This is a genomic window from Streptomyces sp. BR123, from assembly GCF_013401435.1.
In the GTDB taxonomy this organism is placed as follows: domain Bacteria; phylum Actinomycetota; class Actinomycetes; order Streptomycetales; family Streptomycetaceae; genus Streptomyces.
This window is the reverse complement of sequence record NZ_JACBGN010000654.1, coordinates 1-808: the sequence shown is the minus strand read 5'-3', so window position 1 is coordinate 808 and position 808 is coordinate 1. Positions and strand designations below refer to the sequence as shown.

General features: G+C 74.1%; 1 protein-coding gene. It reads left to right on the top strand.

All coding sequences use genetic code 11. From position 1 onward, the window contains the following. Positions 1–44: 44 nt before the first annotated feature. A partial coding sequence (locus HYE82_RS36895) for a dihydrodipicolinate synthase family protein (RefSeq protein ID WP_256988232.1) occupies positions 45–808 on the top strand: 764 nt, incomplete at its 3' end.

Sequence of the window (808 nt, the reverse complement as noted above, 5' to 3'; positions counted from 1 at the left end):
GCCCGTCCCTCCCCGACACCCGCACCCGCCCCTGGCACGGCATCATGGTCGCCACCGCGCTGCCGCTGCGCGAGGACCTCAGCGTCGACTTCGACGCCTACGCCGAACACGTCGCCTGGCTCATCGCCAACGGCTGCGACGGCGTGGTCCCCAACGGCTCCCTCGGCGAATACCAGACCCTCACCGACGAGGAGCGGGCCCGCGTCGTGCGCACCGCCGTCGAGGCCGCCGGCGACGGCGCCCGCGTCATGCCCGGCGTCGCCGCCTACGGCAGCGCCGAGGCCCGCCGCTGGGCCGACCAGGCCGCCGAGGCCGGCGCCGGCTCCGTCCTCCTCCTCCCGCCCAACGCCTTCCGGGCCGACGAGGAGGCCGTACGCGCCCACTACGCCGAGGCCGCCAAAGCCGGCCTGCCGGTGGTCGCCTACAACAACCCCATCGACACCAAGGTCGACCTGACACCGGCCCTCCTGGCCCGGCTGCACGCGGACGGCAGCATCGTCGCCGTCAAGGAGTTCAGCGGCGACGTCCGCCGCGCCTACGAGATCGCCGAACTCGCCCCCGGCCTGGACCTGCTCATCGGCGCCGACGACGTCCTGCTCGAACTCGCCCTCGCCGGCGCCGTCGGCTGGATCGCCGGCTACCCCAACGCCCTGCCGCGCTCCTGCGCCACCCTGTACCGGGCCGCCGTCGCCGGCGACCTGGCCACCGCCCTGCCGCTGTACAAGTCCCTGCACTCGCTGCTGCGCTGGGACTCCAAGACCGAGTTCGTCCAGGCCATCAAGCTCTCCATGGACCTGGCCGGACGTCC